The 18,381-nt window shown below is 54.5% G+C and carries 16 protein-coding genes; all 16 read right to left on the bottom strand.

Annotated features, from left to right (window positions below):
• Positions 1–164: 164 nt before the first annotated feature.
• Positions 165–596 carry an aminoacyl-tRNA hydrolase gene (gene arfB / locus HY768_01455; protein MBI4725888.1) on the bottom strand — a complete coding sequence of 144 codons (432 nt, stop codon included), beginning with the start codon at positions 594–596 and terminating at the stop codon, positions 165–167.
• A gap of 52 nt (positions 597–648) precedes the next feature.
• The gene (locus tag HY768_01450) at positions 649–1,758 is read right to left on the bottom strand and encodes a branched-chain amino acid ABC transporter substrate-binding protein (protein MBI4725887.1); all 1,110 of its coding nucleotides are present in this window, start codon (positions 1,756–1,758) and stop codon (positions 649–651) included.
• A gap of 267 nt (positions 1,759–2,025) precedes the next feature.
• Positions 2,026–3,579 carry a sodium-dependent transporter gene (locus tag HY768_01445; GenBank protein MBI4725886.1) on the bottom strand — a complete coding sequence of 518 codons (1,554 nt, stop codon included), beginning with the start codon at positions 3,577–3,579 and terminating at the stop codon, positions 2,026–2,028.
• A gap of 102 nt (positions 3,580–3,681) precedes the next feature.
• On the bottom strand, positions 3,682–4,887 hold the full coding sequence (locus tag HY768_01440) for a PLP-dependent aminotransferase family protein (GenBank protein ID MBI4725885.1): 1,206 nt from the start codon (positions 4,885–4,887) through the stop codon (positions 3,682–3,684).
• Positions 4,888–5,203: 316 nt separating this feature from the next.
• The gene (locus HY768_01435) at positions 5,204–5,623 is read right to left on the bottom strand and encodes a PIN domain-containing protein (GenBank protein ID MBI4725884.1); all 420 of its coding nucleotides are present in this window, start codon (positions 5,621–5,623) and stop codon (positions 5,204–5,206) included.
• The gene (locus tag HY768_01430) at positions 5,613–5,816 is read right to left on the bottom strand and encodes a type II toxin-antitoxin system VapB family antitoxin (GenBank protein MBI4725883.1); all 204 of its coding nucleotides are present in this window, start codon (positions 5,814–5,816) and stop codon (positions 5,613–5,615) included. The genes HY768_01435 and HY768_01430 overlap by 11 nt, the downstream gene beginning before the upstream one ends.
• A gap of 183 nt (positions 5,817–5,999) precedes the next feature.
• Complete coding sequence (gene ribF, locus HY768_01425; GenBank protein ID MBI4725882.1) at positions 6,000–6,929, bottom strand: riboflavin biosynthesis protein RibF; 930 nt, start codon at positions 6,927–6,929, stop codon at positions 6,000–6,002.
• Positions 6,923–7,801 carry a tRNA pseudouridine(55) synthase TruB gene (truB, locus tag HY768_01420; protein MBI4725881.1) on the bottom strand — a complete coding sequence of 293 codons (879 nt, stop codon included), beginning with the start codon at positions 7,799–7,801 and terminating at the stop codon, positions 6,923–6,925. The genes ribF and truB overlap by 7 nt, the downstream gene beginning before the upstream one ends.
• Positions 7,798–9,669: a 1-deoxy-D-xylulose-5-phosphate synthase gene (locus HY768_01415; protein MBI4725880.1), complete on the bottom strand. Its 1,872-nt coding sequence runs from the start codon at positions 9,667–9,669 to the stop codon at positions 7,798–7,800. Before HY768_01415 ends, truB begins: the two co-directional genes overlap by 4 nt.
• A gap of 3 nt (positions 9,670–9,672) precedes the next feature.
• A complete protein-coding gene (locus tag HY768_01410; GenBank protein MBI4725879.1) occupies positions 9,673–10,095 on the bottom strand; it encodes a divergent PAP2 family protein in 423 nt (140 codons plus the stop codon).
• 393 nt (positions 10,096–10,488) lie between these two features.
• Complete coding sequence (locus HY768_01405; GenBank protein MBI4725878.1) at positions 10,489–11,748, bottom strand: polyprenyl synthetase family protein; 1,260 nt, start codon at positions 11,746–11,748, stop codon at positions 10,489–10,491.
• On the bottom strand, positions 11,735–12,004 hold the full coding sequence (xseB, locus tag HY768_01400) for an exodeoxyribonuclease VII small subunit (protein ID MBI4725877.1): 270 nt from the start codon (positions 12,002–12,004) through the stop codon (positions 11,735–11,737). Before xseB ends, HY768_01405 begins: the two co-directional genes overlap by 14 nt.
• Positions 12,001–13,206 carry an exodeoxyribonuclease VII large subunit gene (gene xseA / locus HY768_01395; GenBank protein MBI4725876.1) on the bottom strand — a complete coding sequence of 402 codons (1,206 nt, stop codon included), beginning with the start codon at positions 13,204–13,206 and terminating at the stop codon, positions 12,001–12,003. Before xseA ends, xseB begins: the two co-directional genes overlap by 4 nt.
• 10 nt (positions 13,207–13,216) lie before the next feature.
• Complete coding sequence (locus tag HY768_01390; GenBank protein ID MBI4725875.1) at positions 13,217–15,364, bottom strand: 5'-nucleotidase C-terminal domain-containing protein; 2,148 nt, start codon at positions 15,362–15,364, stop codon at positions 13,217–13,219.
• Positions 15,365–15,380: 16 nt separating this feature from the next.
• Positions 15,381–16,271 carry a bifunctional 5,10-methylenetetrahydrofolate dehydrogenase/5,10-methenyltetrahydrofolate cyclohydrolase gene (locus tag HY768_01385; GenBank protein MBI4725874.1) on the bottom strand — a complete coding sequence of 297 codons (891 nt, stop codon included), beginning with the start codon at positions 16,269–16,271 and terminating at the stop codon, positions 15,381–15,383.
• 205 nt (positions 16,272–16,476) lie between these two features.
• Complete coding sequence (locus HY768_01380; protein ID MBI4725873.1) at positions 16,477–17,796, bottom strand: putative DNA binding domain-containing protein; 1,320 nt, start codon at positions 17,794–17,796, stop codon at positions 16,477–16,479.
• Positions 17,797–18,381: the final 585 nt, after the last annotated feature.

Below are 18,381 nucleotides of genomic sequence, written 5' to 3'. Positions count from 1 at the left end.
AGGCGCCAGGCTTCCTGGAACTTTTTTGGCTTCCTCTTGCTTCATTGATCGTAGTTCCTTTACATATTGAAAGCTATTATCTTACCATCACCAGCGAAAAACCGCAACCGTGGGTGTACGCTTTTATTGCAAAGTTAGCACATAAATATTTGGTTTGTTCCGATCTATTCCTCTCCGGTATCTCCAACTTTTTTCCGCAGGGATTTTGTCCGGCCCTGTTTCTTTTTTTCATCCAGCCTCCTGGCCCGGGAAGCATGGGTGGGCTTGGTCTTCCGGCGGAGCTTGGGCTTGATGGCCGCCAGCCTAATGATCTCCGCCAGCCGTTCCCTGGCTTCCAAGCGGTTGGCCTCCCGGGTCCGGCGATTGCGGGCGTCGATGATCAGAAAACCGTCCAGGTTGATCCGGTTCTTGTAAAGGAAAAAAAGCCTCTGCTTTACTTCCGACGGCAGGGATCGACTGCGGGCCGCGTCGAACTTCAGTTTGACCGCGGTGGCCACTTTGTTGACGTTCTGTCCTCCCGGCCCCGAAGCCCGGATGAATTCCTCTGATATTTCATCCTCGGCTATCATTATGTTTTGACTGACGATCAGCGTCATCTGACAACCCGCTCTGTATTTGTCTTTTAGCCTTAGGGAGAATAATACCTCTCTATTTTACCGCCTCGAACTTGCCGTCCTTGACCACCCACACCACATAGGGGCTGTTTTTGAGGTCGCCGTTCTCGTCAAATTCCAGAACGCCCCGGGCCCCGTTAAAAGCATTGCCGTGAATGGCGGCCGCGATCTTGGCCCCTTCGGCGGACCCGGCCAGCTCAACGCCCTTCAAGGCCACGTTGGCGGCGTCATAGGCATACAGCGAATATGGCCCTACCTGGCCGTATTTATTCTGGTAGTCGGCTATGAATTTTTTGGCGCTCTCTAATTTCTCGAAATCCGGACCGTACGAGAGATAGGTCCCCTCGGCATCCAGCTTGGCTATATTCAGGTATTCCTGGTCGATGGTGGCGTCGCCGGACATGAACAGGGCTCTGATCCCCAGCCTCCGCATCTGGGTGACGATCAGCCCGGCCTCGGGGTAATAACCACCGTAGAATATCAGCTCCGGGTTAAGGGGCTTGATCTTGGTAAGCACCGCCGCAAAATCCTTGTCGCCCTGGGTGACATGCTCGTAGGCCACCACTTTGACGGTGGGCCCCAGGTTCTTCTCAAAATCCTTGGCCAGCCCCTGGCCGTAGGTGGTCTTGTCGTCCAGTATGGCCACCCGTTTCTTCTTCAGCACCTCCCGGACATACTGGGCGTCGAACGAGGCCTGCTGGTCGTCGCGGCCGCAGGCCCGGAACACCGTGGCCCTTTTTCCCTTGAGGGTCAGGGAGCCGTTGGTGGAAGATGGGGTTATCTGCACTATCCCCGCTTCGTAATAGATGGCCGAGGCCGGAATTGAGCAGGAAGAACCATAATGACCAACGACCGCCGCCACGTTCTGATTGACTAATTTGTTGGCCACAGCCACCGCGTCCTTGGGGTCCCCCCGGTCGTCCTCGTAGATCACTTCGATCTTCTTGCCCAAAACCCCCCCTCTGGCGTTCCACTCCTCCACTGCCAATCTGACGCCGTTAAGAAAATCTGTGCCCTGTTTGGCCTGCGGGCCGGTCATGGGCCCGGCCACCCCGATCTTGATGGTGCGCGGCCCCAGGCTGCAGGAAGCAACCAGCGCCAAGGCCAGAGCGCAAACCACTGCTACGAAAAGATTGTTTTTCATCCCGCTGCTCCTTTTACTTTTGGGTAGTTTATTGAGGTTGGTTTATTTCCCCTTAAGCACCAGGGTAAAACTGTAAACCGTCAAGAATATGATCAAGCCCCAGGAAAAGGCCATGAAGATTAGGCCCCAGATGTTCATGTTTTGAACCTCCCTTTGAAAATTCGAAATGCGAAATCCGAAATCCGAAACAATATTCTAAACACGAATCTCAAATTTAATAATTGTGATTTAGTGCTTTGGTATTGTTTCAATATTCGTTTTTCGCTATTAAGATATTACGGTTCGTTTTCTCCAGGCCCAGGCCACCAGCGCAATGACCACCGCCCACAGGCCGAACACCAGCCCCCGGGCGCCCCACCTATAGGGCTGATCGGCCGGGGCCGCCCCCTTCATTGCCAGCACCGGCCAGAATTGCTGGTAAGACCATACCCCAAGCAATATCAGGAGGTAGAGCGGGGTGACATATTTGATGATGTATTTATAGATGCCGGGGATCTTCATCTGGGCCCCCTGGTGCATCTCCTGCCAGCCTTTTTCGATGCCGAAAACCCAGGAGAAAAGGATGATCTCGATGGCGGCAAAGATCACCAGGAACAGGGTGCCTCCCCAGAAATCCAGCTCGTCCACGAACCCGTGCCCCAGAAAGAAGATGGCCGGGAGGCAGGCCAGCAGGGATACGAGACCCAGGGTCAACACCGACTTTTTTCTGTTCCATTTCAGTTCGTCCTCCAGGAAGGACACGACCGGCTGGATCAGGGAGACCGAAGAGGTGATGCCGGCTATGAACAGCAACAGGAACCACATCCCCGAGAACAAAGCCCCCAGCGGCATTTTGCCGAAGATCATGGGCATGGTCACGAAGCCCAGGTTGAACGTGCCGCTCTGGGCGGCAGTCAGGGCTCCGGCCGCCCCGCCCAGGAAGATGAAGGCCGCGGGAATGACAATCGAACCGCCCAGGATCACTTCGCAAAACTCGTTGGTGGCCGAAGCGGTCAGGCCCGACAGCGCCACGTCGTCGTTCTTTTTAAGATAGCTGGCATAGGTCAGGATCACACCGATCCCCACCGACAGGGTGAAAAATATCTGCCCGGCGGCTTCTATCCAGACCTTGGCTGATCCCAATTGCGAAAAATCGGGATTCCAGACGAATCCCAAAGCATTCTTCACCGAAAGCTCCGGTAAGGCTGGGTCGGGAGTCCCCAGAGACAGCACCCGAATGGTCAGCAGGATCCCTATCCCTATCAGCACTGGCATCCCGTACTTGGAGAGTTTTTCGATTCCGCCCTGAACTCCCTGATAGATGAAGTAGAAGTTCAACAGAAAGGTGATGGCAAAAAAAGTCAAGGCCGGGGCCAGACCGGAAAAATACTGGTTTTGCGCCAGGCCCTGAAAGCCCGACAAAAAGGCCTTCATATCGGCCTGGCCTCCACCGAAAGGCAGATGCCCGGTGAACGAGTACCAGGCATAGGCCAGGGTCCATGATTCTATGTACATATAGTAGATCAGGATGAGGAACGGGCCCAGCACCCCTATGGTGCCAAGATATTTGGCCCAGCGCCCCGTCCCGTCCAACTTGTCGAAGATTCCGGGGGCGGTGCCGTGGCCGCGCTCCCCGCCCATCCGGCCCAGGGTCCACTCCACCCACATCAGGGGGATGCCCAAAAGCAAAAAGGCCACAAAGTAGGGGATCATAAAGGCCCCGCCGCCGTTGAGCACCGCCTTGGCCGGGAACCGCAAAAAGTTTCCCAGTCCCACCGCGCTTCCGGCCACGGCCAGAATGACCCCCAGTTTGGATCCCCATTGTTCGCGTTTCTCTAGCATATACTTTCTCCTCTTAAACGCTTCGGATGAATATTGAATTTTGAAGACGGAATACGGAACCACCCTTCAATATTCAAACTTCAATATTCTGTCTTCTTAGAATCACATATTCTTCTTTATCGTATTGGCCAGCCTCTGAACCCCTTCCTCGATCTGGGTCTCGGTGGGATAGGAAAAATTTATCCGCATGGCGTTCTGGCCCTTGCCGTCGCAATGGAAGGCGGTGCCCACTACGTAGGCTACCTTCTCTTCGATGGCCTTGGGAAAAAGTTCGTTGGCGCTCATGTTCTTGGGGAGTTTGAGCCACAGGAACAGCCCGCCTTCGGGCTTGGTCCATTTAACCCCTTTGGGCATGTGCTTCTTCAGGGCCTTGAGCATCACCTGGCACTTCTGGCCGTAAAGGACCTTGATCCGCTCTATCTGGGGCTGCAGCAGGCCCTGCCTCATGTATTCGGCGGTGACCAGCTGGTTGAACGAGGGGCTGCACAGGTCCATGCTCTGTTTGACCACTATCATCCGGTCCATCCATTCGGCCGGGGCGGTGATCCAGGCCAGGCGCAGGCCGGGACAGAATATTTTGGAGAAAGTCCCCAGCACTATCACCTGGTTCTGGGCGTCTAAGCTGTAGATGGGCGGCGCCGGCTCCCCGGTGAAACGCAGGTCGCGGTAGGGGCTGTCTTCCACTATCGGAATCTCGTATTGATAGGCCAGCTCCAACAGCTTTTTTCGGCGCTCCAGGTTCATGGTTATGCCCGACGGGTTTTGGAAATCCGGCACCACGTATATGAACTTGGGCTTTTTGTTCTTCTTGGCCATCCTGGCCAAAATCTTTTCCAGCTTGTCCATCCGCATTCCTTGATCGTCCTGGGGCACGCCCGCCATCTTGGCCCGGTAGGCGGCAAAGGCCTGCAGCCCGCCCACGTAGCTGGGAAGCTCCACTATTACAGTGTCTCCGGGGTTCAGAAACACCTTGGATATGATATCCAGCCCCTGCTGGGAGCCGGAGGTGATAAAGATATTCTCCGGCTTGATCCCCGGTTTTTCCCGGGACATCCATTTGGCAACCTCCTCCCTTAATGGCGCCTCGCCCTCGGTGGTTCCGTACTGTAGGGCATAGGCCCCCTTCTCCCGCAGGATTTGGCAGGAGATATCTTCTATCTCCTTCACCGGAAATGTGTCAGCGGCCGGCAGGCCTCCGGCAAAGCTGATGATTCCGGGCTGGCGGGTGAACTTGAGCAGCTCGCGGATCTCGGAACGCTTCATGTTAAGGGCGTTCTTGGAGTAGAAGGCCGAAATATCTTTGATCATGGGTGGTGCTCCTAAATATATTATGCTTTGTTTTCTGGCAATTAATTCGCAATGATTTTTATCCTGGACTCAAGAATGTTTAAGTAGTGACCATATTAGAACTCATCCCCCGTCTCCTTCTCTTGGACTCATGCTGAGCATAGTCAAAGCAAAGAGAAGGGGAGAAAGGCTTGCGCTGAGCCGCCGGGCTGAGCGTGCGTTGCACTGAGCCTGTCGAAGTGCCGAAGCCAGAGCCGAAGTGGGTTGAGTTCAGATTCTGTAATGCTCTTATGGTTATTTCCTGAAAGGAATGGATAGTCTATTAAAGGTTTGTTTTTCAGGTACCCGGCCTCAAATATTTTTGCGCCAGCCCTGCCTCCTTGGCCATCAGCTCAAAATGCCGGTCGGCGTGCAGCAGCAGACAGCGATGTTTTATGGCCAGGTGGGCAACGATAATATCGGTAATGGGAATTTTTAGCCCGGCCCTGATCAGGCGATAGCCCAGCTGGGAGATGGGCCTCCAGTCCTCGTCCGCAAACAGCAGGTAATGCAAAGAGCCCAGCTCGCGGGAGAGGTTTTGATACTCTCCTTCGTTTCGGGCCCCCTGTAAAAGTTCTGCCATGATCATTCCGGCGGTGGCGGCCCGGTCATGTTCCAGCAGTTCTCCTACCAAGCGTTGGGCCGTCAGCGAACCCTTGGGCCTTAAGGCCAGGATCCAGGCCGAGCTGTCTATCAGGACCAATCCCCTACCGGGCATTTCTGGCGGCCTCCAGCTTGCTCAAAGTTAGGTTCAGTCCGGTCCGGCCCAGCCGTTGTTTAAGGCTGATCATTCTTTTCTGGCGCACCAGTTCCTCCAGGGAAAGGTTTATTACCTGGCGCTTGGTCTTGGCCCCGGTCAGCCGAAAGGCTTCCTTTAACAGATGTTCGTCCAATTCCACCAATGTTTTCATATATGCCTCCTATTATAAGGCCATGAATGGCCTTGGCTCACAGTAAGTCAGGCTTTCCTAACCCAGGCATTAATGCCTGGGTTAGGGAATGTAGCCACAGTCCCCACACAACAGGCCGTTCACGGCCTCATCTCTCTATCTTCTATCTCCTATATATAAATATATGCTTTTTGTATATATAAGTCAAGTAAAATAATTTCTTATTTTTATCTGATCCCCGGCAATCGTCTTATTCAGATGCTCCAGGCTGCCGAACTTCTTGTCCGGCCGGATGAACTGGTGGACCTCCAGGGTCAACTCCCGGCCGTAGAGGTTCCCCGGGTTTTCAAAAGCGCTGAATTCTATGGCCCGGGTGCTTTTGCCGCCGAAGGTCGGCCGGCCTCCGATATACAACATTCCGTCATAGGTCTTTTTACCTACCAAGGCCCGGGCGGTATAGACCCCGTCCCCGGGAATGAGTTTGAGTTTATCGTTTGCTTTAAGATTGGCGGTGGGATAACCCAACTTCCTTCCCACGCCCCGGCCCTTGACCACCAGGCCGTTGATGAGATAGGGATGCCCCAGCAACTTAACCGCCTGGTTAAAAAGGCCTTTCTGGATCTGCCGCCGAATCAAGGTGCTGCCTATTTTTTCCTGTCTGGACTTGCAGGCGGTTATCCCTTCCACCATAAAGCCGTATTTCAGTCCCAGCGCTTTAAGCAGGCCGATGTCCCCTTCTCTTCCCGCCCCGAACCCGCAGTCCTCTCCGCAGATCACCGTCGCGGCCCCCAGCTTGTTGACCAGTATCTTTTTTACAAACTGCTCCGGAGCCATCTCGGCCATGCTTTTGGAAAAACGGATCACGGCCATCACGTCCACCCCCATCCGGGACAGCAGCAGTTTCTTCTCGGGACCGGTAGTCAGGATGAACGGCTGACTTGTCCGGCGGAGCACCTTTTGGGGATGGGGTTCAAAGGTCAGCGCCACGCTTTGGCGTCCGGACTGTAGGGCCCTGGCAACCAGTTTTTTTATCAGGGCCTGGTGACCCCGGTGCAGGCCGTCGAACACCCCCAGGGCCACCACTGCGCCGGGATGCTCCTTGCCGAAATTATTGAGGCGGGTGATGGTCAGCATTGCGGCGCCAATACCGTCTGCGGTTTGAAGACGTGGTTTTGGACCGGGCCAATGGCCAGTATCTGATCCTGATAACGGGCCTTGACCTGTCCGGCATCGGGATGAGCACAGTCCACGGGATTGCCGTGGCCGATCCTTTGTGCCCGATCTGACGTAAGCTCCAGGGATTCTATAAAATACAGGGCCTGGTCTATGGAGATCGCCGCCGCCGCCAGCTGCTCTTTGCCGGAATCTCCCGGCACGGCCCGGTCAATGGTGAACTCTCCTACCGCCGTTCTGATTAAGCCGGACAGGGCCGCGCCGCAGCCCAATATTTTTCCCAGATCAAAGGCCAGCGAGCGGATGTAGGTTCCCTTGGAGCATTTGACCGAAACAGTGATCTCGGGAAGGGTGATTTGTTTTAGTTTTATCCATTGAATTTCAATCTGACGGGGGACCAGTTCTACCGGTTTTCCCTGGCGGGCCGCCTTGTACAAGGGCTGTCCGTCTTTTTTGATGGCCGAAAAAGCCGGCGGGGCCTGCATGATCTGGCCCTGAAAATTCTTTAAGGCCAGCTTGATCTCGGTCCGGCTGAGATCCGGTACGGCTACGGTGGACAATACCTGCCCGCTGAGATCGTAGGTATCTGTGGTCACCCCCAGTTTGATGCCGGCCAAATATTCCTTGTCCAGCCCCTCAAAGAACTTTGCGGCCCTGGTGGCCTGGCCGGTCAGCACTATCAGTATTCCGGAGGCGTCAGGATCAAGTGTTCCTGCATGCCCGGCCTTTTTAATGCCCAATAGCCGCCTGAGGCTGGCTACCTGGGCAAAGGAGGTAGGTCCCGGCGGCTTGTTGACGATGTAGACTGCATCCTCGGGCGGCACGTTGTTCATGGCCGGGCCTTAAAATATTTTTCCGCCAAAGCCGCAATGCCCAAAGCGCTGAGGCCGTTCTTTTCCAAAAGCAAGGGTCGTGGTCCGGCCTCCACGAAACTGTCGGGCAGGCCCAGCCGCTTGATCTCGGTTTTCAGGCCAAGGCGGTTGGCCAACTCCAGCACGGCCGAGCCGAAACCTCCCGCCAGGACATTTTCTTCGATGGTCAGCGTTTTTTGGTGGCGGGTTAAAATATCGCGGATGGCCTCCTCGTCAAGCGGACTGGCGAACCTGGCGTTCCAGACCTCCAGCTCCAGTCCTTGGGAAACAAGCAGCCCGGCGGCCTGAAGTCCTAACGTGGCCCCTATGCCCAGGCCCAATATGGCGCCGGCCTTGCCCTCCCTTAAGTTTTTGGCCCGCCCCAAGGCCAGTTCCTGCGGGGCTTTTAATTTGACACCGAAACCGCTGCCCCGGGGATACCGAATGGCCGCAGGACCGTCATGTTTCAAAGCGGTCAACAGCATGTCCTTTAATTCCTGTTCATCTTTCGGGGCCATCAAAAGCAGGTTGGGAACGCATCGCAGGTAAGAAACGTCGAAAGGCCCGTGATGGGTGGGGCCGTCCTCGCCCACCAGCCCGGCCCGGCCAATGGCCAGCGCCACCGGCAGTTTTTGGAGGGCAATGTCGTGAATTATCTGATCGTAGCCCCGTTGTAAAAATGTGGAGTAGATGGCCACCACCGGTCTGAAACCCCGGACCGCCAACCCAGCGGCAAAGGTCAGGGCATGCTGTTCGGCTATGCCCACGTCGTAAAATCTTTCCGGGATGGCCTCCCGGAAAATGTCCAGACCGGTGCCTTCGGGCATGGCCGCGGTGATGGCCACGATCTTAGGATTCTGCCGGGCTAGCTCGGTCAGGGTCTGGCCGAAGACCTCGGTGTAGGAGGGAATGTCTGATTGGGTGCGGGAGTCGCCGGTCTCAGGATCAAAGGCTCCCACCCCGTGAAATTTTTCGGCGTTGCTTTCGGCCGGGGCATACCCCTTGCCCTTGGTGGTCAGCACATGAAGCATGGTCGGGCCCGAAAGGTCTTTGATCCGGTTCAGTATCTTTATCAGGGCCTGCAGGTCATGGCCGTCCACCGGGCCTTCGTAATGGTAACCCAGCTCTTCAAAGGTCAGGCCCGGCACGATCAGGTTTTTGAAGCCCTGGCGGAGGCGGCGGAACATCACCCGGGTGGGCTGTCCCATGTCCTTGGGCAGGGCGCCCAGAAGATCCCAGACGTTTTTTTCAAAATTAGTATAAGCCGGGGCGGTGGTGATCCGGGTCAGGTACTGGCCCAGGGCTCCCACCCGTTTGGAGATGGCCATCCGGTTGTCGTTTAGGACCACCAGCATGGTTTTTTTCAGCTGGCCGGCATGATTCAGGCCCTCAAAGGCCAGGCCCCCGGTCAGCGAGCCGTCGCCGATGATGGCCGCCACCCGGTATTTCTCTCCGGCCAGGTCCCGGGCGCAGGCCATCCCCAGGGCCGCCGAAATAGAGGTGGAGGCGTGCCCGGTGTCAAAACAATCATATTGGCTTTCGGCCCGTTTGGGAAAGCCGCTTAAACCCCGGTAGGTGCGGAGGGTGCAAAATTCATTTTTCCGGCCGGTAAGGATTTTGTGGGCATAGGTCTGGTGGCCCACGTCCCAGATCAGCTTGTCTTCTGGGGCATCCAGGGCATAGTGCAGGGCGATGGTCAGCTCCACCGTGCCCAGACTGGGCGCCAGGTGCCCCCCGTTCTTGGAAACCACGTCTATAATCTGCTGGCGCACTTCTCCCGCCAGCTGCTTCAGCTGCTGCAGGTTCAGGCCTTTCAGATCGCCCGGAGTATTTATTTTTTCCAGGATCATAAATTATCCTATCAAGTAGTGAAAAACAAGCCCCCAGAATATTCCCAAAATACATCCGGCCACGACCTCAATCGGAGTGTGGCCCAACAGTTCTTTGATCTGCAAGCCCTGGGCTCTTTTTTTAAGGTTACGGCTTCCCAGCATCTGGTTTAATACCATGGCCTGGCGGCCCACCGCCCTCCGCACCCCGGCCGCATCGTACATCACCACAAAGGCCGCATAGCAAGACAAGGCGAAAAGCCAGCTGTCGAACCCGGAGCTTAAGCCTATCATGGTGGCCATGGTGGCCGAGGAAGCGGCGTGCGAGCTGGGCATTCCGCCGGGCTCCAGGGTCCGCCGCCAGTTGAGCCGGCCCTCCCAGATGACCGAGGCGAAGGCCTTCAATACCTGGGTGGAAATACCGCTGACGGCCACGGCCCAGAGCATTTTGTTATGTAGGATCTCCCAAAACGGCATTATAACAATGAACAATGAACAATGAACAGTGAACAATGAACAGTGAACAGTGAACAATGAACAATGAACAATGAACAATGAACAATGAACAGTGAACAATGAACAGTGAACAATGAACAATGAACAATGAACAATGAACAATGAACAATGAACAATGAACAATGAACAGTGAACAGTGAACAATGAACAGTGAACAATGAACAATGAACAATGAACAGTGAACAATGAACAATGAACAGTGAACAATGAACAATGAACAATGAACAGTGAACAGTTTATTGGGTTGATTACTTCATCTGCAAGGCAGAAAACCAATTAACAGTGAACAGCGAACAATAAACGGTAAACAGCAAACCGGCTTCGTTAAAATTCCCGGTTGACCATATAATCGGCCCACTGCATCAGAAGCTGCTTGTACTCTGTTTCCGGCAGCGGCTCTAACGCGGTGATAGCCCGGCGCACGTATTTTTGGGCCAGTTCGGCAGCATGCTCGATGCCGCCCAGTTTCACGAACAGCTGGGTAACGCTTTTGACCTGGGCCGGGGTGGCCTTGGGATTGCCCAGGGTCTTCAGGATCAAACTCCTTTCGGAGCGGGAGGCCGCGTTCAGGGCATGATAGACTATTGCCGTCCGCTTGCCTTCCCGGATGTCCGAACCCACCGGCTTGCCCAGGGTCTTCTCGTTTCCTAAGATTCCCAGGATGTCGTCCTGGAGCTGAAAGGCCATCCCGCAGTTGGAGGTGAATTGGGACAGGGCCTCCACGTAGGGGTGCTTGTGGTTGGGCTGGTCTATTCCGATCATGGCCCCGGCCTTGCCGGCGAACTGGTAAAGGGCCCCGGTCTTCTTCCAGAGCATGGACAGAATCTTTTCTTCGTTCAAGGATTCCAGCGGCATCTTGGAATACTGGACGTCCAGGGCTTCGCCCTCGATCAGGGCCGACTGGACGTCTATCTCCAGGTCCAGGATCAGCTGCAGCACCAGGATGGGGTTCACCCCCCGCTCCCGCACCAGTTCGGTTAAAAGGGCGATAGTCCAGCCCTGCTGCAGGTCTCCGGCCAGGATGGCCATGGAGGTGCCGTAGTGGCTGGCTTCCTCGCCCTTAAGCCCCAGCCGCTTGGCCGCCCGCTGGGTCAGTTCCTCGTGCACCGTGGCCGCGCCCCGGCGCAGCTTGTCCCGGTCTATGATGTCGTCGTGCACCAGGGTCCAGGTGTGGTAGACCTCGATGGCCGCCGCCGCCGGCAGGGCCTTGTCCTCGTCCCCGCCCACCGCCCCGCAACACAGCAAGCAGACCGCCGGCCTTAAGGATTTGCCGCCGATCCCCAGATAGCTGTGCATTCCGCGGTAGATATCCTCGGGCAGGAACTTGTCGGGCCGGTCCTTCAGCTTAAGATACTGGCGGACGCTTTCCTTGCGCTTTTTCACTTCTTCCAAAAGCCCGGATAATTCTGTGTTTTGGGGCGGCCTGGCTTTGACGGTTGGTTTGGCCGCCTTCTTGACGGCGGGCTTGGTCGTTTTCCTGCTCACCGGCTTGGCCGGCCGTTTGCCGGCAGTCTTTTTGACAACCGTCTTCAGGGGGATCTTGGCTTTTGCCGTTTTGGCTTTTTGGGTTTTACTCTTGGTCATTAGAACCTTCCTCCAATTTCATTGCTTCGGTTTTAAATTCCCCCTGGCCGGTCAGGGTAAGTTTTTTGATCTTGAAATTCACCTCGTTTAAGGCGGCTTTGGCCTGGCCTAAAAGCTCCATCCCCTCCTGATACAGGCCCAAAGCCTGGTCTATCTCCACTTCGCCGGATTCCAGTTTCTCTACGATCTGTTCTAGCCTTTTCAAGGCTGCCTCCAGTTTGAAATCCTTCGGCTGGCTTTTTTTTGCGGTTTTCATCGGCCCGTCTCCTTAACTATCGTTTTAGCCCATCCCCGGGAAAACTCTGCGGTTAGGTCATCGTCCGGGTTCAGGTATCTTGAATCTTTGATTATCTTGCCATTTTGATCGCGGCAGATGCTATAGCCCCGGGCCAGCACCGAGCCAGGACCGAGGGCCGCCAGGGATTGGCTTAATCCGTCTAATTTTATTTTCAATGACCCGACCTGCCAGGCCAGTACCGCACCCAATTGCTTTTGGGTCCGGGCCAGTTGCTGCGATTTCTGCTCCACTATGTCGGCCAGCCGCATCATTCCGTAACTGCGGCCGATGGCCTCCAGCCGCTGCCGGCACTGGGAAGCCAGCCATAACAGGGCGTTCTTGATCCTGGAGCCGGAATCCAAAAGGTTTGATCTGACCTCGGCCAGGTCGGGCACCGCCAGTTCGGCCGCGGCCGAAGGGGTGGGCGCCCTGAGGTCGGCCACAAAATCGGCGATGGTGAAATCCACCTCGTGCCCCACCGCCGAGATCACCGGGATCCTGGATTCATAGATGGCCCGGGCCACCGCCTCTTCGTTGAAGGCCCACAGGTCCTCGGCCGAGCCGCCGCCCCGGCCCACGATCAAAAACTGGACCTGGCCGAAATCGTTGAACTGTCTGATGGCCTCGGCGATCTTGTCCCCGGCCCCCAGGCCCTGCACCGGCACCGGGCACAGGATCATCCGGCACAGCGGCCAGCGGCGCTTGATGACTTTGACGATGTCGCGCAGGGCCGCCCCGGTGGGCGAGGTGACCAGGCCGATGGCCGAAGGATATTTTGGGATGGGCCGCTTGTGTTCGGGATCGAACAAGCCTTCCTGAAAAAGCTTGTTTTTTAAACGTTCAAAGGCCAAAGCCAGTTCGCCCTGTCCCGCTATTTGGAGCTGCTGGACATTGAGCTGATACTGCCCGGAGCGCTCGTATAGAGTAACGTCGGCCAGGGCCAGGCACTGCATCCCATCCTGAGGCAGCAGCAGCAGCGACTGGGCGGCGGTCTTGAACATCACGCAGCGCACCTGCCCCCCGCCGTCCTTTAAGCTGAAGTACAAGTGGCCGGAGGAATGGGCCGTCATGTTGGAGACCTCGCCCTTGACCCACAGCCTGGGTATGGAGGACTCCAGCACCCGCCGCACCTGGGCGTTGAGCTGGCTGACCGAAAGGATTATCTGTTTATCGTCGGGCATTTAGCTATGATCAGTCAAGCTTATTGATCTTTATCCTCGGAGATATGGCGCCGATCTTCTTGTTTTCCTGCAGCCATTTGATGGTGGCCTCGATCACGCTTTGATACGTATCTTCGGCCTTGATTTCGTCTCCTACTATATTTTTTGCCTCTTGCACTATATAGTTTGAGGTGGCGACCGAATATTCTTTGTCCGGGGCAAGCCGTAAGGCGGTGATGACGTTCTTCTGCGGATCCTTGGCGGCATTATAGGCAAAGTCAAACCCGGAGACCTGGATCTTGTCGCCTCTCGCCGGCTGTTTGATGTTGTATTCCAGCATTCTCCTGATGTCCGCCCCCTTGGCTTTGAATATGCAAATGGTGTTGCGGTAATTTTGGTTGTAAACGTCGGCAGCCGTTATATCGCCCTTCCGGATATCTTTTCGCACCGACCCGCGGGTGACCAGGGCGATATCGGTCTTGCCTGCCCATTTGATAACATCGGCCTGCCAGTTGCCAGTTTCCGGATCGTCGCCTTTCCGGGATAGGTCCGACCCCGCCCGGCCGACCACGATGTCTTTTGTTTTGAAGGACCCTGGAGTTTTATTCCCCTTGGCAGCCCGCCATTTGCCGTTCTTCAGGGACAGGTCAAAACTGGAGAACCCCGAGGATTTGTCTTTAAAGATCTGCTGGCCGTCTATCTCAAGCGTCAGTAGTTTTGACTTGTCCACCAGGTCCAAAGGCAGGTAAACGATGAGGCCCGAAAGGTTATCGGTTTTAATTTCGATGGCGTTGTCCGTTTTTATCTCGCAGGAATACTTTGCCGCCCGGCCCAGGGTCTTCCATCCGGTCACGGCCGCCCAGTATCTTTGGGCCTCTTTGGCAGTCTCGGCCGCGCCATAGAATTTTACCGGCAGCCTGCCGGCTGCTGTTCCGCTTGTGACTTGAGCATTTAGAGCGGCCCTGAAGACATTTCCGTCCGCGGCGCCCACGTAAAACACATTGCCGTCAGTTTCTATGGACAAAGGTTTCTTAACAGAGGCCGGCAACAGGTAATATTTCCAGGTTTTAAGGTCGGTGGTCTCGGCTATCAGGTTCTGCCCTTTGTTGAAATACAGTATATACAATTTGTCCTGCTTGGGCAGAATATCCCGGATCAGCTCGTATGCGAAAGTCAGTTTTTCGGTTTTCAGCCCGTCAAAAACATACAGCGAAGTCTTGACGTTGTCCGGAAGCTTTCCCTTTTGTTCGATATAGTCCGAAACAGAACTTATATATTTGCCGGAAATAACGGAAAGGATAAGTTTATCCCGGAAAACAACCGGGCGGGTGTGGTAGGCCTGGGGGTCAGGGACCAGGTCGGCCGGTTGCCATAAACTGCCGTTATAGCAGACGGCGTCGGTGTTCCCGAAAGCGTTGTCGATGGAAACCAGATAGTACTCCTTCCCGTCCTCCACATAGGGTTTGCCTAAATATTGGCGGTATTCCGCCGGGACTTCCTCCAAAGAATATCCGACATAGGCATAGGGAAAGGCATAAAGCTTGTCTTTATATGATATTAAAGCGCTGATCCGGTAAACCCCGTTTTTATCGCACGGAGTTATGTATTCGTATTTCCAGGTCTTGCAGCTGTCGGCCGAGCCGAGGATGGCCCCGAAGGCAAAAGTCTCTTCCTTGGTAAATTCGGAATAATTTCCGGTGCCTACGTACCATTTGTTTTTATAAGAAACGGCGTCGAATACATGGATGCCCTTTGTAATGGAACGGTGTTTCACCCATCCGGATTTGTCCAGCACATAGATATTCCCGAAATCCCATTCCTCGGTGGCATCTACGCCGGGGATGACCAATTTCCCGTCAATCACCTGATATTGGTAAATTCCCTCATCGTCAACCGTAAATTCCTTGACAAATTTCTTTGATTCCAGATCGTAATAGATCACATCGGTGGGTCCGGTATTTATTGTGGCATCTCCATAGCCCAGATACAGCTTATTGTCGAATATCTTCAGCACGTTGATATTCCAGGCGGCGGGCTGATAATCCCAGGCCGGAAAACCGATGGAATACAGATCCAGCAGTTGCGGCGCCGGTTTTGGCTGGGCCGGGGCCGGGGACTTCACTAAAGTCCCGATGGCTAAAATAAGAGCAAGCCTCCGGAAAAAGATATTTTTGTTCATCCTGATCTCCGCAATATTAATGTTTCGATTTCAATCGGTTCAGCCCCGCCGCCTTCACCGTGTTCTTCAGCAACATGGCCCGGGTCATCGGGCCCACCCCGCCCGGCACCGGCGTAATGTAGGAAGCTATCTTGGAGGCCGACTCGAAATCCACGTCGCCGGTCAGCCGTACCCCGCTCTTCTTGCTGAGGTCGGCGACCTGGTTGACCCCCACGTCTATCACCACGCAATTGTTATTCAGCATGCTGCCGGTGATCATCCCCGGGCTGCCGGCCGCCGCGATCACTATGTCGGCCTGTTTGGTGTAATAAGCCAGCCCCTTGGTGCCGGTGTGGCAGACGGTAACGGTAGCGTTGCCGTTTTTGGCCTTCTGCAGCAGCATGTTGGCCAGGGGCTTGCCCACGATGTTGGAACGGCCCACGATCACTATATATTTCCCGGAGATCTCGATCCCGGTGCGGACCAGCAGTTCTATTACCCCGGCCGGGGTGCAGGGCAAAAAGCGCGGCCGCCCCAGGGTCATCAGGCCCACGTTCTCAGGATGAAAACAGTCCACATCCTTTAACGGGGAGATGGACTGGAAGGCCTGTTCTTCGGACAAGCCTTTGGGCAGCGGCGACTGCACCAGGATTCCGTGGACGGTTTTGTCGTTATTGAGTTCTTTGATCTTGTCCAGCAACTGCGCCTGTGTTGTGTCCGCCGGCAGTTCGATCACCGAAGAGCAGATGCCGACCTCTTCGCAGTCCTGGTGCTTGTTGCGGACATAGACCTGCGAGGCCGGGTCAGAACCCACGATGATCACGGCCAAATGGGGCTCTGTCCCCTGCCCCTTTAGGGCTGATACCTCGGCAGCGACTTCATGGCGGATATCCGCCGCTATTTTTTTACCGTCGATGATGATGGCCATAATATTTTAATTTCCAAAAAACTTCTCAATTGTCATTGCCCTTATATTTCCCAATTATTGCCTTTTTTATTATTACAACACTATTCAGTTATGCAGATTGCATATCCAAGACGTGCGATATGTGTCCATTATTTGTCTGTTATTTGTCCATTATTTGTCCGTTATTTGTCTGTTATTTGTCCGTTATGTGTCCGTTATGTGTCCGTTATATAATGTTATAGGTTCTGCCCTTTTTCGTCCCTTTTTGGGTGATAACGCTTCTTTCAACCAAGGTTTGCAAATCGCGATAAATGGCCTTTGTTGAAACACCTTCATATTCCTTGACAATGTCTGACAACTTAATTGACCCAGCTTTTTTCACACGTGCAGCAATATCCTTTTGCCGTTCGGTCAAACCTTGTGTTTTTGGAATACTTGACGTTTTCGCCCTTAATATAAAGGTAACCTCAAATCCTTTCGCCTCTTCTCTGAATGCCGGAGCGGGCAACCCGGCTTTGCGGCAGGCCGATAGAATGAGGACCGTTCCCCGGCCCCAGGCTTCGACCAGCCCCGCTTTGTAGAATACGTCGGCTAGTAATTCGTTGCGCGGACGCGATGGATGACTTTTGGCCAAATCGCTTATGGTGATGCCGCAGGGCAGTCCGCCCTCGTTCCAAATGGTCATCCGATCGGGCAGGATGCGGATCTGGGTGTGCGCGCCAATGTAGTCTCGGTGAATTACTGCGTTGATCACGGCCTCACGTAGCGCCGCTTCTGGTAATTCCAATGTTTCCCTTCGGTGAATGCCCTTGAACGACACGGTAGTGACAAGATATTTCGTTTTCAATAGCTCTATCGTCCGCTCCACCTGCTGGAACAGATTACCCTCAATTTCTTCTGTACTAATGATGTCCGTCTCGTCCCTGAATTTCCCCACTCGGATGAACGCGCTGATGTAAAACCGCTTGGGGTTTTTGCCAAACAACAGAATTGCCGCCCGTTTGGGTTTGCCGTTCTCCAGCAGGTTGAGTTTGTTAATAATGGCGGAGATGCTACGCTCGTTCCTAATCGCCGGAAGCCGGCCGGCGGCAAAGCCCCGGAACGACATTACGGCCTCGGGGTCGATGTCATTCAACGTTGCCCGCTCCTCAATGTAGTCATCCCAGCCCCGTCCGGATTTGGAAATGACGAATTGGGTCAAGTCACGGCCTTTTAGTTCCTGGGTGGTGCTGCCACTGCGAATGTAATACTTGCCGTGATACGAGATCGGCGCTGGCGATTTCCGCACGGTCACCGAGATAACCGTTTTCCCGGATTCCATTTCTTGTCTGACATCAGACATAATGCCCAGCAAATCCTTGGCCTTGTTGGGTATTTCCTCCATCATCCGCTTGGCGTCGGTAATGCCTACCGGTTTCCCCTTGTCGTCAATGCCAATAAACAGCGTCCCGCCGTTGGTATTGGCAAAGGCGCAGATTGCCTTTAAATATTCATCCCTCCAGGTCGATTTGAATTCGGTATCTTGCGATTCCGCACGCTTTCCCATGCTATCACCAAATGAGAGGTTTGATCACATTATAGAATGGAACTTTCTCGCCGGAAGGATACTGCCCATACTCATTATTATTGAGATTGGCCCGTATCTCGGCAGATATTTTTTACCGTCTATGCTGGTGGCCATTGTTGTTGACTTCAGGGTTTATTGTCATTCCCGCGCTTCATTGCATTCAGCGTAAGCTCCAGCGGGAATCCAGGTAATTAATATTTTGACAACGTTATGTTTCAGGCCACACCAGTGGCGCTTCGGCTTGGCTCAGCGATACCATGATTTATCCGCCGAAGCATTTTTCCCTGCACGAAGGCGGAACGATAAAATGCGGAGCCTCGCCGTTGGCGGGGCGTGGCTGGTTTTCATCAAGGCTTGCTAAAACAAGCCTGCCAATAGTTACCTGTGGTTATAGTCCTGGCGGATATCCGCCGCTATTTTTTGGGCTTTTCTCCAATGAGTGTGGGTAAAATCGAACTTGGTGGCGAGCTGAAGTAGTTGGCAGTAAACGAGTTCTTTGATAGCAACCCCGGTAAAAATATGGTAAACTTCCGGTATGAAGAAGATCAAACGATTGGAAGACGT

The organism is candidate division TA06 bacterium, assembly GCA_016208585.1.
GTDB lineage: Bacteria > Edwardsbacteria > AC1 > AC1 > EtOH8 > UBA5202.
The sequence above is the reverse complement of the archived record's forward strand: the minus strand, read 5'-3'. Positions and strand labels throughout refer to the sequence as shown.